The sequence below is a fragment of the Corynebacterium hansenii genome (assembly GCF_030408795.1).
GTDB classification, from domain to species: domain Bacteria; phylum Actinomycetota; class Actinomycetes; order Mycobacteriales; family Mycobacteriaceae; genus Corynebacterium; species Corynebacterium hansenii.
This window is the reverse complement of the sequence record NZ_CP047211.1, coordinates 866,962-885,485: the sequence shown is the minus strand read 5'-3', so window position 1 is coordinate 885,485 and position 18,524 is coordinate 866,962. Positions and strand designations below refer to the sequence as shown.

15 protein-coding genes are annotated in these 18,524 nt (G+C 67.7%); 9 read left to right on the top strand and 6 right to left on the bottom strand.

Annotated features, from left to right (window positions below; genetic code table 11):
* The first annotated feature begins 63 nt into the window (after positions 1–63).
* Positions 64–1,374: a CapA family protein gene (locus CHAN_RS03995; RefSeq protein ID WP_290292034.1), complete on the top strand. Its 1,311-nt coding sequence runs from the start codon at positions 64–66 to the stop codon at positions 1,372–1,374.
* Positions 1,375–1,408: 34 nt separating this feature from the next.
* Here CHAN_RS03995 and CHAN_RS03990 read toward each other — a convergent pair whose 3' ends face one another.
* From CHAN_RS03990 to CHAN_RS03980, 3 genes are all read right to left on the bottom strand, one after another.
* The gene (locus tag CHAN_RS03990) at positions 1,409–1,741 is read right to left on the bottom strand and encodes a rhodanese-like domain-containing protein (RefSeq protein WP_065421526.1); all 333 of its coding nucleotides are present in this window, start codon (positions 1,739–1,741) and stop codon (positions 1,409–1,411) included.
* Positions 1,742–1,829: 88 nt separating this feature from the next.
* Positions 1,830–2,921 (bottom strand): DUF2339 domain-containing protein, encoded by a 1,092-nt coding sequence (locus CHAN_RS03985; RefSeq protein ID WP_290292031.1) that lies wholly within the window; start codon positions 2,919–2,921, stop codon positions 1,830–1,832.
* Between the two features lie 176 nt (positions 2,922–3,097).
* Positions 3,098–4,138, bottom strand: a complete 1,041-nt coding sequence (locus CHAN_RS03980) for a hypothetical protein (RefSeq protein ID WP_290292028.1) — start codon at positions 4,136–4,138, stop codon at positions 3,098–3,100.
* A gap of 262 nt (positions 4,139–4,400) precedes the next feature.
* Here CHAN_RS03980 and CHAN_RS03975 point away from each other — a divergent pair, with 262 nt between their 5' ends.
* The 4 genes from CHAN_RS03975 (at position 4,401) to CHAN_RS03960 (ending at position 9,225) form a co-directional block, all read left to right on the top strand.
* Entirely contained in the window at positions 4,401–4,973 is a 573-nt protein-coding gene (locus CHAN_RS03975) for a TetR/AcrR family transcriptional regulator (RefSeq protein WP_048742856.1), read from the top strand.
* Between the two features lie 220 nt (positions 4,974–5,193).
* Positions 5,194–6,714 (top strand): CoA-acylating methylmalonate-semialdehyde dehydrogenase, encoded by a 1,521-nt coding sequence (locus CHAN_RS03970; protein WP_048742859.1) that lies wholly within the window; start codon positions 5,194–5,196, stop codon positions 6,712–6,714.
* 8 nt (positions 6,715–6,722) lie between these two features.
* Positions 6,723–7,628: a 3-hydroxyisobutyrate dehydrogenase gene (mmsB, locus tag CHAN_RS03965; RefSeq protein ID WP_290292022.1), complete on the top strand. Its 906-nt coding sequence runs from the start codon at positions 6,723–6,725 to the stop codon at positions 7,626–7,628.
* A gap of 103 nt (positions 7,629–7,731) precedes the next feature.
* On the top strand, positions 7,732–9,225 hold the full coding sequence (locus tag CHAN_RS03960; protein WP_290292020.1) for a GntP family permease: 1,494 nt from the start codon (positions 7,732–7,734) through the stop codon (positions 9,223–9,225).
* 261 nt (positions 9,226–9,486) lie between these two features.
* Here CHAN_RS03960 and CHAN_RS03955 read toward each other — a convergent pair whose 3' ends face one another.
* Positions 9,487–10,440: an NAD-dependent epimerase/dehydratase family protein gene (locus CHAN_RS03955; protein ID WP_290292017.1), complete on the bottom strand. Its 954-nt coding sequence runs from the start codon at positions 10,438–10,440 to the stop codon at positions 9,487–9,489.
* Between the two features lie 253 nt (positions 10,441–10,693).
* Here CHAN_RS03955 and CHAN_RS03950 point away from each other — a divergent pair, with 253 nt between their 5' ends.
* Positions 10,694–11,782 (top strand): DUF5692 family protein, encoded by a 1,089-nt coding sequence (locus tag CHAN_RS03950; protein WP_290292015.1) that lies wholly within the window; start codon positions 10,694–10,696, stop codon positions 11,780–11,782.
* Between the two features lie 153 nt (positions 11,783–11,935).
* Here CHAN_RS03950 and CHAN_RS03945 read toward each other — a convergent pair whose 3' ends face one another.
* The gene (locus CHAN_RS03945) at positions 11,936–12,994 is read right to left on the bottom strand and encodes a hypothetical protein (protein WP_048742869.1); all 1,059 of its coding nucleotides are present in this window, start codon (positions 12,992–12,994) and stop codon (positions 11,936–11,938) included.
* Positions 12,995–13,405: 411 nt separating this feature from the next.
* Here CHAN_RS03945 and CHAN_RS03940 point away from each other — a divergent pair, with 411 nt between their 5' ends.
* Entirely contained in the window at positions 13,406–14,809 is a 1,404-nt protein-coding gene (locus tag CHAN_RS03940) for a DUF5692 family protein (protein ID WP_290292012.1), read from the top strand.
* Between the two features lie 280 nt (positions 14,810–15,089).
* A complete protein-coding gene (locus CHAN_RS03935; protein ID WP_290292009.1) occupies positions 15,090–15,596 on the top strand; it encodes a hypothetical protein in 507 nt (168 codons plus the stop codon).
* A 144-nt stretch (positions 15,597–15,740) separates the two neighbouring features.
* Here the strand turns inward: CHAN_RS03935 and CHAN_RS03930 are convergent, their stop codons facing one another.
* Positions 15,741–17,030: an O-acetylhomoserine aminocarboxypropyltransferase/cysteine synthase family protein gene (locus CHAN_RS03930; RefSeq protein WP_290292007.1), complete on the bottom strand. Its 1,290-nt coding sequence runs from the start codon at positions 17,028–17,030 to the stop codon at positions 15,741–15,743.
* Positions 17,031–17,352: 322 nt separating this feature from the next.
* Between CHAN_RS03930 and CHAN_RS03925 the strand changes: the two genes are divergently transcribed.
* Entirely contained in the window at positions 17,353–18,471 is a 1,119-nt protein-coding gene (locus CHAN_RS03925; RefSeq protein WP_290292005.1) for an RluA family pseudouridine synthase, read from the top strand.
* Positions 18,472–18,524: the final 53 nt, after the last annotated feature.

Here is an 18,524-nt window from a genome sequence, read left to right as displayed (position 1 = left end):
ACGGCGCGCTCGTGCGCACGGGTGGCTGACTTCCGGCGCGAACGCACCCATACTGGAAGCACCATGAACGCCACTTCCCGTCCCCGCCGCAGCGGCGCGGCCCGACCGAGTCGCCGGGGCCTCGCCGCCATCCTCGCCGCGATGACGGTCGGCGCCGCCCTCGTCGCGGGCGCCGATCACGCCACCGGCTTCCTCGGCGGCGACACCGGGTTCTTCGGCGGCAGCCGGATCGATGCCCGCGGCGGCGCCGAACCCGGGGCGGCCGGTCCCGACGGGGGCGGCGCGGACGGGAGCGCGGGGCCGTCGTCAAGCGAAAAGCCGGACCCCGACCGCCTGACCGTGACCGTCTCGGGCGACCTGCTGTGGCACGAAGAAGTGTGGGCCTCCGGTGAAAACGGCGACGGGACGTGGAATTTCGCGGACATGTTCGCCGACGTCAAGCCCATGATCGAGGGCGCCGACATGGCCGTGTGCCACCAGGAAACCGTCTTCGCGCCACCGGAGGGCCCGTACCTGGGGTACCCGGGGTTCCAATCGCCGCCGCAGATCATCGACGCGATCAAGGACACCGGCTGGGACATGTGCACCACGGCCTCCAACCACTCCGTCGACGCCGGCACCGAAGGGCTGTTCCGGACGCTGGACACGTTCGACGCAGCGGGCATCCTGCATTCCGGCGCGGCGCGCAGCCCGGAGGAGATGGACGCGCCGCGGATCTTCACCGCCGCCAACGGCGCCCGCGTCGCCGTGGTCACCGGCACGTACGGCACCAACGGCATCCCCGTCGAGCACCCGTGGATGCTCGGCGACCTCGACCCCGCCAACCTGCTGGGCAAGGCCGCGGCGGCGCGGGCGGCGGGCGCGGACATCGTGATGGTGGCCATGCACGCCGGCGAGGAAGCCGTCGTCGAACCGACGCAGCAGCAGCTCGAGCTGGCGCAGGCGCTCACCGCCTCCCCCGACGTCGACGTCGTCTATGGCCACCACATCCACGCCGTGCAGCCGATCGAGATGGTCAACGGCAAATGGGTCATCTACGGGCTGGGCAACATGGTCGCGCACCAGTCCGCGGAAACCGTGCTGTCCTACGAGGGAATGACGGTTGAGCTGGAGTTTTCGCGTGCCGACGGCCGATGGGGAGTGTCCGGCCTGACGTATGTGCCGACGGTCGTGACCCCGTACCAGACGTTCCCCGTGCGGGTCGCGCCGGTGTCGGCGATCCTGAAACGCCTCGACGCCGACGGTGCGCCCGGGCCGGACGGGCCGGACGGGCGCGGCTTCCCCGACCGCGCGCGGCTGCAGGAAACCCTGGATCGCACGCGGGCGGCGGTGTTCAGCCGCGGGCTCGACCCGGCGCTGGTCCGCGAGAGGTAGCGGGGAGTGAGGGGCGCGGCGCAGAGGGTGCGGCCTACTGCTTGACCTGGCCGCCCGCGTTCTGCCAGGCGTTGACGCCGCCGGCGAGCCAGTAGGCGTCGAAACCTTGCTTGCGCAGCACGTTGCAGGCCCGGCGGGCGCGAGGGCCGTGGGCACACACGGCGATGACCGGGTGCTTCTTGTTCAGCTCACCGCAGCGCGCGGAAATCTGCTGCACCGGGATGTGCGACGACTTCTTCGGCGAGGCCAGGCGGCGTTCGGCGTCGGTGCGGACGTCGACCAGGCGGGCGCCGTCCTTGCACATCTGCACAGCCTCGGCGCCGCCGATCTTGCCTTCGGAGCCGAAGAGCTTCGCGAAAAATGACATGGGGACCTCCGGGGTCGGGTGCATGGGCGAATTCCCGGCACATCATACCCCCTAGGGCATGCCATGGGGAGGTGGGCGTCGGAAAGCACTACGCGCCGGTGCCGGCCCCCGGTCCCCCATCGCCGTCCGCGGCAGCGCGCACGGCCAGCCGGCGGTAGACCCACGGCGCCGCGAAGAAACAGACTCCCATCACCAGCTGCGCGGCCGGGTGCCACAGCCCCGTCAGCGCGCCCAGCGCCACGACCAGCACCGCGCCCGCCGCGTACGGACGCCAGTGGGCGGCGCGGTCGATGTGCCGCCGGACCACGCGGCGCCGCCCATCCGGGGCATACCAGCCGGCGACGCGGGCATGCTCGGCCGCCCACGCCTCGAACTCGGCCTGGCCCAGGTCCTCCACCACCCGCGCCACGCCGACGTGCCACAGGAAGCGGACCATGAACGCGCTGGCCACGGGCAGCAGGACCAGCGCCATCGCCAGCGAGCCCGCATGCAGGCGCGGATCGCCGACCATCTCGTGAACGAAACCCATGCCGGGCAGCGCCAGCCACAGCTGGAGCCACACGATCGCCGTCACGCCCGTCGCCGCGATGGCCGCCTCCCACCACGGGAAAAGATTGACGATGACCACCTGCAACGCCATCTGCAGCGCCCACGACCCGAAGATCAGCGCGCTGGCGAAGGCCACGGCCGTCAGGCGGCCGGGATCGCTGTCGAGCGACGCGAGCAGCGCGATGAGGAAGACCGTCGCCGGCCAATGCGCCAGCAATGTGGCGAAACTGATCCGGCCGCGGCCGGGGTGCGCGGAACCGAAGCGGGCGAAGGCCGGGCGCGGGAAGCCGGCGCGGGGCGTCGGCAAGCGAGGCACGGAGAGGCGCGGCGGCACGAAGTGCGGGAGCCCGAGGCGCGGGATGCGGAAGTGCGGGAGGCCCGAGCGCGAAATGGCCGGCCACGAAATGCCGAGCCGGTCGAGCTCGGCGCGCAGGCCGCGGAAATGCCGGAGGGGGCCGCGTTGGTGGCGGTGGTCGTCGCCGTGGGAGTGAGCGTGGGCGTGTCCCTGGCGGTGCCCGTGGCCGCGGGGATGGTCGTCGCCGTTGACGTTGCGGTAGCGGTGACCATGGCCGTGAACATGGTCGTGGCCATGGCGGGAAATGCCGACGCTGGTCGGCTGGCGGAGGTCCACGGCCGTCAGCGATCACCGGCTAGATCAATATGCACTTGACAAACATTAGCCAAACGTCCGCTCGATTCATGGGAAAACCCGAAAAACGGGAGTGCCCGGCTCCCACGAATGTGGGGACCGGGCAGTGTGGGCGTTGGTTATGCGGGAGTCATGCGGGAGCGCCGGCCGCCGGGACGTCACCCGTTGCGGATGCCGATCGCCGTGCCATCCGAGCCACCGCACGTCAACGAATATCCCGACCGCTGCGCGGACCCGTGGGTGGGCATCGCGCAACTCCAGTCTCCGTACTGGCGGATGTTCGCATTGCCATGGTCCGCATCCGTCGGCGTATCCAGGTATTCGCCGAGAACCTCCATCGCTTTGCCGCAATCGACCGGTCCCTGCTTCACCTCGACGTTCATGCCGTCGAACCCGGGGAACTCGGAGCTCCTGGCCGTGCCACACGAGTCACCGGTCGCGCTCATCTTCTGCGCGCCCGACTTCTTCTTGCCGGATTCGCCCGCTTTCCCGGAATCGCCGACGAAGTAACGCCCGACGGGCTTCTCGCTGGTGGAAATCAACGCATCCGCGCCGCGCAAAGTGAAGGAGGCGCCGTCGTACTCGCACGTCAGCGTCGATTCATCCGGTACGGAGCAGACGCTCTTGCCGACCTTGACGCGTTGACCGGCTTGCAGCGTCTCCGGCGCAGGCGGAACACCTTCGAAGACCAGATATTCGGTGCCGTCGACGCCGACGCTGACCGCACTGGCGGGCTTCCGCGGGAAAGGCGGGACCTCGACCTCGGGGATGTCGTCGCCCGCGGTGCCCATGCACATCGCTCCCCGTTCGCCGATCGAGCATTCGCCGGACTCGCCATCGAGCACGTACCGGAAGACATGGCCGCCTCCGATGGCGAACGCCGAAGCATCGACGTCGATGATCTCTCGCTCGACCGTGCTGGTCACGGTGACCGTCGAGCGGGTTTCACTTTCCGACGATCCCGCCGCCGGAGACGGAGCGGCGTCCCGCTGCGCCCCACCCGCACCGCAGGAGGCGAGAAGAAGGCCGGTCGCGCCGAGGAGCGCGGCGGCGACGCGGATGGAGGTCGACTTCGTTTTCATGGCAATAGATTGCCATGGGTTGGGTGCGGCGGCCGGTCGGAATGGGGCCGGTCGCGGGTTCAACCGATTGATGAGCCGATTCAAAACGATGGCCTTCTCCCCTCCGGAGGCCTCCATTACCCCGGAGACCCCGTCGACGCCCGATCCACCGAGGGCTCCTTGCCAGATGCGCCCGTTCCAGGCAGATGCGCCCGTTGCAACGGGAGTATCTGCCCGGAACGGGCGCATCCGTGGATGGGGACGGCGTGGAAATTCGTTTGTTGCGCGCGCCATACGCGGACCGCGCAGCGCCGGGACGGCGGTAACGTCTCCCCAGGAGTGCCATGACGTGCGCGATGGCGATTCGGGGCCGCGCGGCAGCGCTTGTAACCTCGAAAACATGCAGCCCACCGCGCCGCAACCCGACGCCCGCACCCGAATCCTGAAGTGCTCCCGAGAGCTGTTCAGCCAACGCTCCTTCGCCCAGGTGTCGCTGAAGGACATCGCGGCGGCAGCCGGCGTCAGCTCCGCGTTGATCATCAAGCATTTCCACAGCAAAGAGCGCCTTTTCGAGCAGACGGTCGACTTCACCGACAGCGCCTCCGCGTTGTTCAGCGGGCCTTTCGACCAGCTCGGAATGACATCGGTCCTGGAGACGATCAGTGCTCCGGACAACGCGCCGTACTCCACCATCCGCGTTCTCACGGTCACCGACGGCGGCGAGGAATCCCTCGGCGCCATCGGCCGGAGGATCAAGGAAGACCTCCTGCGCGTGCTCGCACGGCGCATCGCGAAAGAGGCCCCGCACCCGAATCCGTCGCCGGATCTGCGCGCCCAAGCGGCGATGGCGATGCTCGCCGGCCTGTCGTTCATGCGGCGCGTGGGAGACGTCGACTTCGCGGCCTTCGACCGCACCGAACTCATCGACCACTACGCGGCGATCATCCAGGGGATCGTGGACGGGAACGAGTAGCCGGCCCCGGGGGTGTTCAGCGGACACCGCTTGCCGACGAAGCCCCACACCACCGCACCGCAGCACCGTTTTCGGCGGGGTAATCGGCGCTCCACGTCACAATCGTTTTCGAGTGTGACCCATGTCTCCATTAGCGTCTCGGCTCAGATTCGTTCCGGACCGAACAGGAATTCTCGACCGGTAACGACACCGAATCCCAGCCGACCATGCAGGAGCAGAGATGACCCGCACGATCACGCATTTCGTCGACGGTGCCGCCAAGCCGGGCACCAGCGGCCGCACGGCCCCCGTCATGAACCCGTCCACCGGTCAGGTGCAGGCGAATGTCGAACTCGCCTCCGCCGCCGAAGTCCACGACGTCATCGCGAGCGCGGAGCGCGCGCAGGTCGGGTGGGCGAAGACCAACCCGCAAAAGCGAATCCGCGTGATCATGAAGTGGATCTCGCTGATCAACGACAACATCGATGAAATCGCCCGCACCTTGTCGCTCGAGCACGGCAAGACGTTCGAGGACGCCAAGGGCGACATCGCCCGCGGCACCGATGTCCTCGAGTTCTCGGTCGGCGCGCCCCACTTCCTCAAGGGCGAGTTCTCCAACTCCGTGGGCACCGGCATCGACGTCTTCTCGATGCGTCAGCCGCTCGGCGTCGTCGCGGGCATCACGCCGTTCAACTTCCCGGCGATGATCCCCCTGTGGAAGGCCGGCCCCGCGTTGGCCGCCGGCAACGCCTTCGTCCTCAAGCCTTCGGAGCGCGACCCCTCCGTCCCGGTCCGCCTCGCGGAACTGTTCATCGAGGCCGGCGGACCCGCCGGCGTGTTCAACGTCGTCCACGGCGACAAGGAATCCGTCGACGCGATCCTCGACTCCGAGGTCATCCAGGCCGTCGGTTTCGTCGGCTCCACGCCGATCGCCAAGTACATCTACGAGCGCTGCGCGGCCACCGGCAAGCGAGCCCAGTGCTTCGGCGGCGCCAAGAACCACATGATCATCCTCCCCGACGCCGATCTCGACAGCGCCGTCGATGCTCTCGTCGGCGCGGCGTACGGTTCCGCCGGCGAACGGTGCATGGCCATCTCCGTCGCCGTTCCGGTCGGCAAGGAAACCGCCGATGCCCTGCGAGCCAAGCTCGAGGAACGGATCCCGGAACTGAAGGTCGGCCACAGCCTCGATCCCGACGCCTCCTACGGCCCCGTCGTCGCGAAGTCCGCTCTCGACCGCATCGGCCAGCTCATCGACGAAGGCGAAGCGGCCGGCGCCGAGTTGGTCGTCGACGGCCGCGGCAAGGGCGCCACCGACGCGGACTTCGAGGGCGAATCGCTCGCCGACGGCTACTTCATCCAGCCGACGCTCTTCGACAACGTCACCACCGACATGTCGATCTACACCGAGGAGATCTTCGGCCCGGTGCTGTGCATCGTCCGCGCCGACGATTTCGAGGAGGCGTTCCGCCTTCCGGACGAGCACGTCTACGGCAACGGCGTCGCCGTCTTCACCCGCAACGGCCGCGCCGCCCGCGAGTTCGCCGACCGCATCCGCGTCGGCATGGTCGGCGTCAACGTCCCGATCCCCGTGCCGATCGCGTACCACACCTTCGGCGGCTGGAAGGCCTCCGGCTTCGGTGACCTGAACCAGCACGGTCCGGATTCGTTCCGCTTCTACACGCGCACGAAGACGGTCACCCAGCGCTGGCCCGACGGCGTCGCCACGGGCGCCGATTTCTCGATGCCGATCATGGACTGAGGCCGGACATGACCGACAACTCCAACTCCGCGATCGCATTCATCGGGCTCGGCAACATGGGTGGTCCGATGGCGGGCAACCTCGCCGCCGCCGGTCACCAGGTCCACGGTTTCGACGTCGGCGCGGAAGCGCTCGCCACGGCCCGCGAGGCGGGCATCGACACCTTCGACTCGGTTCCCGCGGCAGTCGAGGGCGCGGGCATCGTCATCACGATGCTGCCCAACGGCGCCCTCGTGGACTCGGTGGTCACGGAAGCGCTGACCGTCGCAAAGCCCGGCACGCTGTTCATCGACTGCTCGACCATTTCCGTCGAAGACGCCACGGACGTGCACGACAAGGTCACCGCGGCCGGATCGGCCTTCATCGACGCACCGGTATCCGGCGGGGTCACCGGCGCCGCGGCCGGTGGCCTGGCGTTCATGGTCGGCGGCGATGCCGACGACATCTCGCGCGCCGCCCCGCTTTTCGACGTCATGGGCCGCGCCGTCACGCACTGCGGGCCAGTCGGCGCCGGGCAAGCCGCGAAACTGTGCAACAACATGGTCTTGGCCATCCAGCAGCTGGCCATCGGCGAGGCGATGGTCCTCGGCGAGAAGCTGGGGCTTTCCGCCGAGTCGTTCCACTCCGTGGTGTCGAACTCGACCGGGTCGTGTTGGGCGCTGACCACCAACTGCCCGGTGCCGGGCCCCGTCCCGACATCGCCGGCGAACGACGGCTTCAGGCCCGGTTTCGCCACGGCCCTCATGGTCAAGGATCTCGGTCTGGCGATGGGCGCGCTCGACGCGACCGGTGCCGCCGCGCCGCTCGGGCGCACCGCCGCAGAGAAATTCCGCGAGTTCGCCGACGCAGGCAACGCGCACCTCGATTTCTCCGCGATCATCGACACCCTGCGCACCGACCCCGTGCGCCGCTGATCGATTCCACCGAGCCGGCAAACTCCGGCTCCCGGGCGCCGGCCGTGCACGCAGCACGACCGGCGCCCGCACCTCCCTTTCCGCATTCGTCTCAGGAGGACTGATGGCCATTGCCTTGATCGGCATTTTCCTGTCGCTCGCCTTCCTCATCTTCTTCGCCTACCGCGGCCACTCCGTCATCGTCGTCGCGCCGCTCGCCGCGCTGCTGGCCGTCCTGCTGTCGGGCGCTCCGCTGCTGGCCACGTACACGCAGATATTCATGCCCGCCCTCGGCGGGTTCATCATCAGCTTCTTCCCCCTGTTCATGTCCGGGGCGATCTTCGGTCACCTGATGACGATCAGCGGTTTGGCGCAGGATCTCGCGGCCGGCATCTCCAAGCTCCTCGGCCCGAAGCGCGCCCTGCTGTCGACGGTTTTGGCCACCGCCCTGCTGACCTATGGCGGCGTTTCCGCCTGGGTCGTGGCGTTCACCATCGTCCCGATCGCGATTGCGCTGTTCAAGGAAGCGGAGATCCCGAAGCGACTGATGCCCGGCGCGCTGGCCCTGGGCACGATCACATTCGCGTTGGCCGCCCTGCCCGGCAGCCCCCAGGTGCACAACGCCATTCCGACGAAGTACTTCGGCACCACCACGTATGCGGCGCCCATCGCCGGCCTTATCGGCGCCGCCATGACGTTCACGCTCGGCATGCTGTGGCTGGAATACCGCGTCCGCCGGCTGAAGGCCGCGGGTGAGGTGTTCGCCCCGGAGCCCGACCCGAAGCACGATTTTCACGAGCTCGAGGGCCACGGCAGCACCTCCGAAGCCGAGTCCATCGGCGTCGACGCCAACGTGATCGGCCACGGCGAAACCTCGCCGGTGCTCACGCACGAAGGAGAGCGGGTGCAGAACCCCGTCATGCGGGGCGCGATCGGTTTTCTGCCCATCCTCGTGGTCATCGTGATGAATTACCTGTTCACCTACGTTTTCGCGAACATGATGAACTTCGACTACCTCGCGGAGGAGAAGTTCGGCGGCGTGGAACTCAGCGGCGTGATCGGCGTGTGGTCGGTGACCGTCGCGTTGGTCACCGCCATCCTGCTGATCTTCGCGCTCAACCCGCGCAAGGCCAAGGACTACGCCACGGGGCTTTCGGATGGCGCGAAGACGGCCATTCTCCCCGCCTTCACCACGGCCTCCGAGGTCGGGTACGGCGCCGTGATCGCCTCGTTGGCCGTCTTCGCGGTGCTTCGCGACGGCATCTTCTCCGTCAGCGAGAACGCTCTGGTCGTGTCGATCCTCTCCACGGGCGTGATTTCCGGCATCACCGGCTCGTCGTCGGGCGGCCTGAGCATCACTTTGTCCACCTTCGGCAAGGATCTGCAGGAGATGGCGGCCGCCGGCGGCATCGACATGGAACTCATGCACCGTTTGACCGCGATGGCTTCGGTCAGCTTCGACTCATTGCCGCACAACGGTGCGGTGCTGACGATGCTGCTGGTGTGCGGCCTGACCCACCGGCAGTCCTACAAGGACATTTTCATGGTCACCGTCGTGGTGCCCCTATCGGTGCTCGCGCTGCTCATCCCGCTGACGCTGGGTCTCGGCATCGTGTAATTCACCGGTTGCGTCACGGAGCCCCGGACGTCGATCACGGCACGGAGCACCGACCATCGATCACGGCACGGAGCACCGACCATCGATCCCCTACCCACCGGTCGATGCCTCGCCAGATGCGCTTGTTCCAGGCAGATGCGCCCGTTGCAACGGGAATATCTGCCTGGAACGGGCGCATTTGCGGATGGGTGGCGACATCGCGGTCGGCAGCCACGTCTCGGGTAATGCAGCCACCAAATCCGGGGCCGAATCCCCCGAACGCTAGCCCTGCCGGCGGCACCACTCCCCGGCGCGGCGCTGCCCTTCCTCGAGGCCGACCTGCGGCTCGTAGCCGAGCAGCTTCCGGGCCTTCCCGATGCCGTATCCGCCGGTCTCGCGCATGAAGTACCGGATCGTGGTCGGGTTCGACTCGGTGCGGCGGCCGCGCAGGCGCTCGATGCGATCCAGGGCGGTCGCCAGACCCAGCGCGAGACGGCTGGGCAGGCTGGGGAACCACCCCGTCCCGGCATGGCGGGCCAACAGGGTGAAGAACTCCTTGCAGGTCACCACGGTGCCGTCGGTGATGTTGAAGACCTCGCCCGGCGCGTTCGGCGACTCCACCGCCGCGGCGATGCCCCGTGCGAGGTCGTCGATGAACACAGGCGTGAAATGCCCCTTGCCCATCTTGGGCAGCACGAACTGCTTCTTCTTCATGGCCTCGTACGGCAGCGCGGTCCACGGGCGCGACCGGGGGCCGTAAATGTCGCCGGGGCGGACGATCGAGCACTCCAGGTCGCCGGCGATCATCGCCCGATACACCGGGATTTCGCTGACCACCTTCGTGTCCATGTACGGGACGCCGCTGACGTCGATCGGGCTGTCCTCGTCGAGCATGCGCGGCACGTCCGGGTAGACGACCACGGAGGACACGTGGACGAAGCGCCTCACGCCCGCGTTCCGCGCGGTGTCCAGGATGTTCTGCGTCCCCTCGACGTTGACGGCGAAGGCGTCCTCGTGGGTCATCGCGTAGGAGACCAGCGCGGCGGTGTGCACCACCGCGTCGGCGCCGGCGAAGTGCTCGGCGCCGGCGCCCGGTTCGCTGACGTCGGCCCGGTGGATGCCGCGCGTCTCGTCGGCGGCGATGTCCAGGCCCACAACTTCATGGCCCCGCGATTCCAGTTCCCGGCGCACGGCGTCGCCGACGAATCCCGCGGCCCCGGTGATGACTACCTTCACGTTCGTTCCTTTTCCCTTAGGCGGATGTCCGGCGGATTCGGCGCGCGTGGCCGCGGCCGGCACGTGGTGCACGCTCACTATCCCCCATGCCGCGGGAGCGCACGCCCCCAATCGCGCGATATATCACATTGTGCCAATGTGTAACGCAGGCGTACCCTGGAATCGGGTCCGACACGGAGACCCGACGAGCCCCCACGAAGCACGACCGGAAGGCCGCCTTCGCGCAAACGCCGGACCCATGGACCCGAAAGCGATGCTTGTCATGTGGCCGGCGATCACACCGCCCGATTACGCGACTCTGTTCTTTTTCGAGGTGGGCGAATGGTGGGACTATGCGATGCTCATCATCGTCACCGTGGCATTGGCCGCCACGGCATGGATGGCCCAGAGAAACAAATGGGTCGTCCTCGCCGTCTTCATCGTGGCGCCCATTCTGCTCACCATTTTCTGGTGGCCCCATTCGACGGAGGGCACCAATTCCGCGGGATGGTTCCCCGTCGTCAAGCAATACTCCGCGCTCGCCGGCAGCCTCTGCCTCGTCGCATTGCAGTACGCGAAGAAGCTGCGCACGAATTATTGGTACCTGCTCATTCCGCCGGCGATCCTGGCGCTGAACATCATCGAAGCGGTCATCCGCGATTTCCAGTGCTACGGCATCCACGGCGTCGACCCCACGCAGGGAATGGTGACGTGGGGCGGGCCGTGGAACATCATGAACGGCATCGCCGGCATCCTCAATCTGCTGGCGATATCCGGCTGGGCCGGCATTTTCGTGGCCAAGGGCAAGTCCCGCGCCATCATCTGGGGCGACCTGACCATCTGGTGGATCATCGCCTATGACGTCTGGAACCTGGCCTACGTGTACAACTGCCTCGCCGACCGCGCCTGGTACTCCGGCGTCGCCCTGCTGGCGTCCTGCACCATCCCGGTTCTGTTCCGGTTCGGCAAGGGCGCCTGGATCCAATACCGCGCCTACACCCTGACTCTGTGGTCCGCGGTGGTGCTCACGTTCCCGCACTTCATGCAGGATTCGATGTTCGCGCACCGCTCGGCGCACAACCCCACGGCGCTGCTGATCCTGTCGGCGCTGTCCCTGGCCATCAACCTCGCGGTGTTCATCTACCACGTCCACCGGATCATCACCCGGCACCGCAACCCGGTGACCGCGGAGGTTTACTCGGACACCCCCTTCAACGTGGAATTGGCACGCGAGCTTGCCGACGGCCCCACGCAGGACCGCATCGCCGCCCGCCTCGGCACCACCCCGGAGGATCTCGGTCTCCGCGACCGCGGGAGGGCCGCTTCCGGCGAGAGCGCGGTTCGCACCCCGATCCGGACCTGACCGCGCGGCGGGCGTCGGGGCCGTCTGCTGCGGACGGGGTTTTTCCGCCTCCGGATCCGGACTTTGCCTCCGCCGGACTCCGGCCCCCGCACCGCCGCCCACGCGAAAACCCCCGGCACCGCTTCCGGTGCCGGGGGTTACGCATGCAGTCGGTCACGGCCGCGCCGACGACTCCTTGCCCCAATCGGGCAGGTAGGTGCGCTGCTGCTTCTGGCGGATCTGCTCCTCCCAGCTGAACTCCGGTTCCGTCCAGCCCTCGAAGTAGTCCTCGTCGACCTCGCCCGCCCACGGGGTTCCGGGCCCCTTCGGCGGCCAGGACGGATTGTCGGTGACGGGTTCGCGGATCTCCTTGACCGCCGGATTCTGGCGGCCGTAGCGGAACCACTGCGTGTAGGTGTCCTCGAACAGCGGCGTGCCATCCCAACGGCCCGCCGGCGTGCCGCTGCCGAACCAGCGCCCGCCGAGCACGCCCCGCATGAACTTGCCGGTGTGCTGCTGCTTTTTCTCGAACTCGAGCACGCGCTTGACGTAGATGTTCTGCAGGCGCGTCATCACCCCGCCGATCAGCTCGATGTTGACCCAGTTCAGTGCCTTCATCGCGGCCGACGCCGGCTCGTAGCCGATGCGCCAGTGGTTGATCAGCCGGGACCGCCCGCCGCGCAGCGGAACGACGTAGAAGCACCACGCGGCGGCGAAATGCGTCATGCCGGGGAAGCGGAACGCGTAGGAGCCGGGCGCCGCCGGCGGGTGCTTCGTGTCCACCCACTGCACCAGGTACTTGCCGGGAACGACGTCGGCCCACTCCATGGACATGCCGTGGAAGTCGAATGCCGCGATGTCACCGGGCACGAGGGAGTCGGGCTGCTGGAACTCTTCCTGGATTTCGTAGCTGTTGAAGAACGGCAGCCGCGCGAACACGCGCTCCAGGAATTCGGAGGAGAAGGACCCGGACTTGTCCGCGCCGATCTGCTTGAACAGCCGCCACACCGCGTAGGCCGGGGCGTCGATGGTCACCGCGTACGTCGACGAGTACGCATTGTCGTAGTTGGCGTCGATGAGGTCGTCCGCCGGGTACCGCCAGGCCTTTTCCTCCGGAGTGGCCTGGCCGGTCAGCCGGCTGAAGACGTACATGCCGCCGATCGTGGCCGCGCCGGCCACACCGGCGGCGAGGGCCGGGCTTGCTCCCCGGCGGGCCTTGTTCTTGTCGTTCATGGTTCAACCACCTTCGGTCGAAGTTCTCGGGCGGCCGCCTTTCGGCCGCTCCGCTTGGTGCTTCCGGGGGGCTACGGGCGACGCCGGCGCAAGGCGCGCAGCCGCGCGCCCGGGCCTTTCCACCCGTCCCATTCGCCTTCTCCCCATCCGTTCGTCCATTCACGCGATGTGACATGGGCGACCGATTGAATTCGGAAAATTCATGTGTTGAATTTTCAAACTCCGCGAATGCCCGGGCAATGGAAACAACTTCCACCGAAAACGATCGTGCACGATGCCGGGCTCCGGAAGTGATATACACATCATACCATTCTGTAACGCGCAGAGATACGATTATCTTGATCACTCCCACCGCAATATCGGAAGGCCAACAAAATGTCTTCGCTTTTCCTATGGGAACTGGGAACTCCCATGGTGTATTTCCTCTGGATCGTCGTATTTGCGGCCCAGGTCGCGGTAGCCGAAATCAACCGGAGATGGACCTGGACCGTCTTCGCCATCTGGACGGTCGGCGGCATCGCGCTCATGCCCTACGCCGCAATCCACGGAACCCCGATGGTCGGCTGGTTCCCCTTCGGCAAATACGCGATCATGATCGCCACCGCGACCATGACCGGGTTCCTGCTCTGGTACGGCAAACGCAACCCGGAAAAGGCGCACCGTTACGCGATTTGGTTCGGCGTCGCCCTGTGGATCGGATTGGCCCTCAACATCATGGAGGCCAACATCCGCGACCTGACCATCTTCGCCGAGAAGGACACCTACCTCGCCTGCGCGGCCGACCCGGCCTGCCTGAAGTCCATCAACGACTCCCACGCCGGAATCGACATGATCAACGGCCTGCCGGAATCCCGCGGCGTCGCGGGGGCCGTGGGCAGCCCGGAGTGGTACCGCGGAGTGGCGGAGAACTTCCGGGCGTCGGGCGTCGGCATCGACCCGGCGACGGGTTTCCGCACCATCGGCGGCTACTGGAACATCATCACCGCGATCGCGGGCCTGCTCAACATCATCACCATCACTGGCCTGGGCAAGATCTTCATCACCTCCAACCCGGAGAAGAAGACCAAGGGCCTGATCTGGGTGGACATGGTGTGGCCGTGGGTCGTCGCCTACGACCTGTGGAACCACGCGTTCCTGTACAACTCGCTGTCGGATTACACCTGGTACTGCACCCTCGCACTGCTGCTGGCATGCACCATCCCGGCGTTCACGTGGGCGAAGGGGCAGTGGATCTGGTTCCGTTGCTTCACCCTGGTGTTCTGGATCGCCATGAACAACCTGCTGCCCGAGGTTCTGGTGCCGCCGGGCGCGATGACCAACTTCTCCACGATGAACCCGACGGCCAACGCGGTGTGCGCGTGGGCGGCGCTGCTGGCCAACGTCGCGCTGTTCATCTACTGGATCCACAAGATCCGCACCACCGGGCGCAATCCGCTGCGCGATCCGCTCTATGCGGAGCTCGGCGAGTTCCGCACCATCATGAGGGAGCACGCCGACGAACGCGACAAGTACTTCGTCGTCGACACGATCAGGGAAACCCCCGCGGAGCTCGGCTTCGAGCCGAAGTCCCCGACGCCGCCGGCCGATGGCTGGGTGGGCAACATGCCCTGGTGGAAGTCCGACAAGAGGTTCCCGAAGCCGCGCACCCCGTTGTCCGCGGACCCGGTGCTGGTGGCCAAGGGAGTCGCGCCCGATCCCACGTGGGACGTCGTGCCCGCGGCGCCGGGCGCCCGGAGTGGCGGAGAGAAGCCGTCGGCGCAGATTCCCGCGGCACCGGATGACGCCGGCGCGAAGCCCCCGGCGGCAGCGAGGTAGGCGCCGCCCCGGCCCGCGCCGCTTCCCACCCCCACACACGCAGATGCGCCAGTTCCAGGCAGATGCGCCCGTTGCAACGGGTGCATTTGCCCGGAACTGGCGCATCTGGGACTTGGGGCAGAATTGAGACGAACCGTTTCCGACGCAAACAAATCCCGCCAGTTGAATCCGGCCCCGATGCCCGATCCCTCACTGGCCCCAATCACCGCCGTCCGCGGCCACGTCGCTTGAACCGAACGCCTCACCAGCAACCCGGTCTCCCACATCCGGAAGGAAGCCCATGTACAGGAAACTCTCGATCGGCCTTCTCGCCGCCGCCGCGCTGATGGTCCTGCCCGCCTGCTCCGGCGGAGACGTCCCGGCGGACCCGACCAGCGAATCCGGCACGAACAGCACGACCGGCACGTCCGACAAACCGAAGCCGACGTCCGACACCAGCTCCAGCGCCGCCCCCGGCCCCAACACCGGACAAGCGGACGCCCCGACGTCGACCCCCTCCGGTCACATGGGCTACACGGGAGCCCCGACGGGTGATCCGACGCCGATCAACAAGTCGATCGCCCGCTGCGCGAAATTATCGGAAGGTCTCTACGAACGGGGCACGACCTGGTTCACCGACGGAACGTCGGGATGGACCCAGTACTGCTCCAACAACTTTTACGACGGCCCGCCGCCCGTCTATGAGCCCCGCGAACCGTACATTCCGCCGGCAGAGGACACGCCGTACCCGGAGGCGCCGGATTACTCCGACGGGCAGGGCGAGCAGGGGGACGTCGGCCCGTCGTAAAGCGGGAAAAGCGGGAAGGAATGGCTGACCCGAGTCCAACGCCCGCAGATGCGCCAGTTCCAGGCAGATGCGCCCGTTGCAACGGGCGCATTTGCACGTACCTGGCGCATCTGGAGCGACGGCCGGGCCGAAGCCGCCCCTCCCTTACTCCGCCACCTTCGCCAGCGCCTGCTCGATGTCGGCGATGATGTCGTCGGCGTTCTCCAGACCCACCGAAATGCGCACCAACCCCGGCGTGATGCCGACCGACTCGAGCTGATCGTCCGGCACCTGGCGGTGGGTGGTCGACGCGGGGTGCAGGACGCACGACCGCGCATCCGCGACGTGGACCTGGCGCGAAATCAGCTCCAGCGAGTCCATGAACTTCACGCCGGCCTCGCGGCCGCCCTTGACGTCGATGGTCAGCACGCCCGACGCGCCCTTCAGGTACTTCTCCGCCAGATCGCCGTAGGGCGACGACGGCAGGCCGGGGTAGCGGACGTCGTCGAGCACGTCGTCGCGGGTGGCCAGGTACTCGGCGACCTTCTGGGCGTTTTCGCAGTGGCGGCGCATGCGCACGTCCAGGCTCTCCAGCGACAGGTTGAGCATGAACGCCGAATGCGCGGCGGGGTAGGCGCCGAAGTCGCGCTGCAGTTGCATGCGGGCCTTGATCACGAACGGCGCGGCGGCGTAGTCGCGGGTGTAGACGACGCCGTGGTACGACTCGTCCGGCTCGGTGAACCCGGGGAACTTGCCGTTGGCGTAGTCGAACGTGCCGGCGTCGACGATCATGCCGCCGACCTGCACCGCATGGCCGTCGAGGTATTTCGACGTCGAGTGGATGACCACGTCGGCGCCCCATTCGATCGGCTTGCACAGCACGGGCGTGGCGAACGTCGAGTCGACGATCAGCGGCACCCCCTGGCCGTGGGCGATGCGGGCGAATTTTTCCACGTCGAGGACGCTCATGGCCGGGTTGGCGATGATCTCGCCGAACAGCGCCTTCGTGTTCGGCTTGAACGCGGCGGCGATTTCCTCCTCGGAGGCGTCCTGGTCGACGTAGATGACCTCGATGCCGAAGCGCTTCAGCGTGGTGGAGAACAGGTTGGACGTGCCGCCGTAGATCTCGGACGACGCGACGAAGCTGTCGCCGGCGGAGCACAGGTTCATGATGCTCAGCGCCGTCGCCGCCTGCCCCGACGACGTCGCCATCGCCGCGGCGCCGCCTTCGAGGTCGGCGATCTTCGCCTCGACGGCCATGACGGTGGGGTTGGCGAAGCGCGAGTAGATCAGCGCGTGCGTCGGCTCGTCGAACACGGCGGCGATGTCGTCGGAGGAGTCGAACGTGTACGTCGTCGACTGCACGATCGGCACCTGCCGCGGGTCCTTGTTGCCGGGGGCGTACCCGGAGTGGATCAGCTTCGTTTCGTCGTGCAGCTTCTTTTCGTCGTGCATGGCCGTCGCGGTGCCTTTCGGTGGGGTTTCAGGTCACATAGCGGTTTCCATTCAATCACTGCGGCCGCTTTACGACGCCCATGCCCCCTCCCCCATTCCCATCCGCCGGGGCGCCGCTGGACCTGGTTCGGTGTGGGCGTGGCGGTGTGGGATGTGATTGGCCGAAGCGTGATGGGGCGGGCGTACCGGCTTCGGCCGGGCTCCGTGGAGCGGGCGAACCGGCGCCGTGCGTGATTGGCCGGAGCGCCGCGTAGCCGACTATGGTCGGGCATTCCTGGTCAGGGTCCGCCAGCGGCCCGAAGTCATGGTCTTTTTCGAAGTGGTGAGCACAATCGGCGGCAACTCGGGGCAGCGTCGGGGCGGACGGCACGGTCGGGGGTCGCCGGGGCGGGGCGCGCGGCGCGGCTCCACCGGCCGCCAGTCACCCAACCGCGGATCGCCCCAGCATGGTTCAACCCGGCGGGGCTCCACCGGCCGCCAGTCACCCAACCGCGGCTCCCCCACACGGCGCGCCACCGGCGACCGCACCTTCACGGCGCGGACCATCACCATCCCCGAGGCCCACGACGGCCGCCGCCTGGACAAGTACATCCGCTCCCAGCTCAAGGGAGTGCCCGCCACGCTGCTGTTCCGCCTGATGCGCGAGGGCAAAATCCGCGTCAACGGCGCGAAGGTCAAGCAGAACCACCGCATCTCCGGCGGCGACGAACTCACCCTCCCCGACATCACGGTCGCCGCGGAGAAGGCGCCCCGGCAGGTGCCGGCGCATCTCGTCGAGGCGGTCGAAAAGTCGATAGTGCACGAAGATGATCGGCTCATCGTCGTCGCAAAGCCCGCCGACCTGGCCGTCCACCGGGGCACCGGGGTCGACGCCGGGGTCATCGAGGCGCTGCGGCGGGCGCGGCCCGACGAACCCGACCTGGAGCTGGCGCATCGCCTCGACCGCGAAACGTCCGGGCTGCTGATGGTGGCCAAGACCCCCGCGATGCTGCGCCATCTGCAGGAGATTCTCCGCGACCGCGAGCACGAGATCGACCGGCGCTACCTCGCCGTCGTCGAAGGCGCATGGCCCGATGACCTGCGCGTGAGCACCACTCCGCTGCTGCGCACGGCGAAGGCGACCGTCGCCGCGCCGGAGCACCGCGGCGGGCAGCGCGCCGAAACCCGCTTCCGCGTCATCGAGCGACACGGGCGCCGCGCGACGCTCATCGAGGCGCGGCTGCTCACCGGCCGCAAACACCAGATCAGGGTGCATTGCCGCGACGCCGGCCACCCCATCGCCGGCGATTCCCGCTACGGGTCGGCGGGCTTCAACCGGCACGTGCGGGGGCGCGGGATCACGATGATGATGCTGCACGCGCACAAGTTGACCGTGCCGCTTCCCGACGGCGACGTCCTCCGCATCGAGGCCCCCGTCCCCGAGGAGTGGGGGCGGTTTTAGGCGGTTGCGACGGTGCGGACCTTTTCGGCCACCCCAGCGCGGTTGCGGCGGAT

Coding starts and splice junctions, on each gene's coding strand:
- CHAN_RS03995 (WP_290292034.1), top strand. CDS start 64: ATGAACGCCACTTCCCGTCCCCGCCGCAGCGGCGCGGCCCGACCGAGT.
- CHAN_RS03990 (WP_065421526.1), bottom strand. CDS start 1,741: ATGTCATTTTTCGCGAAGCTCTTCGGCTCCGAAGGCAAGATCGGCGGC.
- CHAN_RS03980 (WP_290292028.1), bottom strand. CDS start 4,138: ATGGAGGCCTCCGGAGGGGAGAAGGCCATCGTTTTGAATCGGCTCATC.
- CHAN_RS03975 (WP_048742856.1), top strand. CDS start 4,401: ATGCAGCCCACCGCGCCGCAACCCGACGCCCGCACCCGAATCCTGAAG.
- CHAN_RS03970 (WP_048742859.1), top strand. CDS start 5,194: ATGACCCGCACGATCACGCATTTCGTCGACGGTGCCGCCAAGCCGGGC.
- mmsB (WP_290292022.1), top strand. CDS start 6,723: ATGACCGACAACTCCAACTCCGCGATCGCATTCATCGGGCTCGGCAAC.
- CHAN_RS03960 (WP_290292020.1), top strand. CDS start 7,732: ATGGCCATTGCCTTGATCGGCATTTTCCTGTCGCTCGCCTTCCTCATC.
- CHAN_RS03950 (WP_290292015.1), top strand. CDS start 10,694: ATGCTTGTCATGTGGCCGGCGATCACACCGCCCGATTACGCGACTCTG.
- CHAN_RS03945 (WP_048742869.1), bottom strand. CDS start 12,994: ATGAACGACAAGAACAAGGCCCGCCGGGGAGCAAGCCCGGCCCTCGCC.
- CHAN_RS03940 (WP_290292012.1), top strand. CDS start 13,406: ATGGTGTATTTCCTCTGGATCGTCGTATTTGCGGCCCAGGTCGCGGTA.
- CHAN_RS03935 (WP_290292009.1), top strand. CDS start 15,090: ATGTACAGGAAACTCTCGATCGGCCTTCTCGCCGCCGCCGCGCTGATG.
- CHAN_RS03930 (WP_290292007.1), bottom strand. CDS start 17,030: ATGCACGACGAAAAGAAGCTGCACGACGAAACGAAGCTGATCCACTCC.